Here is a 2,275-nt window from a genome sequence, read left to right as displayed (position 1 = left end):
TGGCCACTTTAGCGGGAACACTCCAGGGTGGAAGACGTCCATCATGCCCATGCTTGGGCACTAACCAGTGGACGTTTCGTGTTCTCCGGCCACCTGCGCACCTCCGCAAGCGCCGATCCGCAGATCGTTCTCCAATCCGCCTCCAACCTGCTTCAAGCTCGGTACCGCTTCTTCTTTTCTACTGTGCAGGTGGAGACCGACTGTCCCGACGAGACTGCGGCATCAGCGATCGACATCACACGTGCGGCGGGTACGAGGAGGGGGCAGGAGTAAGGACCTTGATCCTGCTTGCGTTGATCGCGGTCTAGTCACCCGGGACGATTGCGGGGTGGCCCCGACCGGACCGCATCCGAACCAAAAATCACGTCGGGGTAACGGTCGGGCGATGCCGTAGATGACTAACAAATGGCGTATGAACTGCTGATTTCTGGATTCTCAGGAAACTCTCCGTGACCGGACGATATGCAACTGTTACCGTTTCGGGAGTCTCCAGTGGTCGTCGGTATGAAGCTGCGACCATCGCTTAAGTTGAAGGAATCAATCATGTCGAGCTCCTCCAAGAGCGTTCCGTTCGCCGATCTCATGGACTCGCTTGGTGTGGGCCACCGCATCTCTGCTGGTGGGCGTCATCGCGCCAACCGATCCAGGGGAGTGGGCCGGATCGCCGCCACCACGCTGGCTGGCGCCGCAATCGCCGGTGGCGCGGCGCTTAGTGTCGCCCCTGTGGCCGCTGCCCAATCGTCTGATCCCGAGCACGTCGGACAGATGGTCGAAGAGGCTGCCGCCCGCTATGGCATCGGAGCTGACGCGGTCCGCCAGTATGCAAGTCAGGCCCCCGGGCTGAGCCAGGCGCTCGGATTCGATACTGCTCAGTCGTCGTCTTCGGCGTTTTCGGTCGCCAGCCAAGCTCACAGGCCGACTGATGGAACGATCACCTCTGGCTTCGGCTCGCGGTGGGGCGCTAACCACAATGGCACCGACATCGCTGCGCCGATCGGCACACCCTTGTATGCAGCCAAGTCCGGCACGGTCGTGGCCTCCGGCCCCGCTTCCGGTTATGGGTTATGGATTCGCATCAAGACCGATGACGGCTATCTCTTGGAGTATGGCCACAACAATGCCAACTACGTCACCGAAGGCCAGCAGGTCACCGCCGGCCAGGTGATCGGTGAAGTCGGTAACCGTGGCTACTCGACTGGTCCGCATGTGCACTTCGGCGTACAGAATCCCGCCGGCCAGTGGATCGACTCGGTGTCATGGTTGGCCGCGAACGGCGTCGTCATCTGAGGACGTAGACAACGACCTGCTGCTCGACACTTCCGATCCAGGCCCGGATGCCACAATTCGGCACGCAACACGCTGATCTCGCCGGATCGGAACCATCCCTGCCGACAGTGGCGGGAGGCGGGCACGATTAATGATCGCCGGAGCTGGTGCCGACAGGAGGGCCCCGATGCCGACCGTCCTACCACCACGCCTACCGTGAACGGCGTGCAGAGGGTCTTTCGCGTGATGACGCCGGGGTGGTTGATTTCCTTCATCGCCGTCGCACTGTTCGTCTATACGTGCTTCACACTGTTGGCGCCATGGCAGTTAGGCAAGAACGAGGATTTGAAGACGCGCAATTCCCAACTTCTTCACAGCGTCGAAGCCGATCCAGTGCCGTTGACGGAATTGACGGCGCGGGACGCGCCGTTGGACGAATCCGAGTGGCATCGGGTCACAGTAACCGGTCGCTATCTGCCCGAAGACGAAGTGCTCTTGCGGCAGCAAGCTGTCGACGGGGAACAGGTTTACCAAGTTCTCACCGCATTTCGGACCGAGGGCGGCGATGATCTGCTTATTAATCGTGGATGGGTTCGCGTTGGCGAGAACAACACGGTGCCGACCTACCCGGCCGCGGTAGCCGATCCAGTGACCATCACCGCCAGGCTCAGAATGCCCACCGACACCCCGGCCGAACCGATAGTTCTGCACGATCGTCACATGGTGCGCTCCATTGAAACCTCGACGATCGGTCGGGTTCTGGATCTCGATCTTGCTGGCTATCATCTCCAGCTCCCCGGAGGCCAACCAGGATCACTCGAGCCAACTCCGATACCGGAAGTCGAGGCGGGTTCGTACCTGTCCTATGGGCTTCAATGGCTTGCATTCGGAGTTCTAGCGCCAATTGGGCTTGGCTACTTTCTGTGGAGTGAAATCCGGGAGCGGCGCCGCCAACGTAGCCAGGGCAACGACGAGCAAGGCAGCCTAGGAGACTGCTGAACAAGCTGTG

Annotated in this window: 2 protein-coding genes; both read left to right on the top strand. The window is 60.7% G+C overall.

Features of this window, described 5'->3' with window-relative positions; genetic code table 11:
* The first annotated feature begins 543 nt into the window (after positions 1–543).
* Complete coding sequence (locus tag G6021_RS01190) at positions 544–1,287, top strand: M23 family metallopeptidase (RefSeq protein ID WP_081615259.1); 744 nt, start codon at positions 544–546, stop codon at positions 1,285–1,287.
* Between the two features lie 195 nt (positions 1,288–1,482).
* On the top strand, positions 1,483–2,265 hold the full coding sequence (locus G6021_RS01185; RefSeq protein ID WP_182640497.1) for an SURF1 family cytochrome oxidase biogenesis protein: 783 nt from the start codon (positions 1,483–1,485) through the stop codon (positions 2,263–2,265).
* Positions 2,266–2,275 lie beyond the last annotated feature (10 nt).

This window comes from Dietzia sp. CW19 (assembly GCF_014145265.1).
GTDB classification, from domain to species: Bacteria; Actinomycetota; Actinomycetes; order Mycobacteriales; family Mycobacteriaceae; genus Dietzia; species Dietzia natronolimnaea.
The sequence above is the reverse complement of the archived record's forward strand: the minus strand, read 5'-3'. Positions and strand labels throughout refer to the sequence as shown.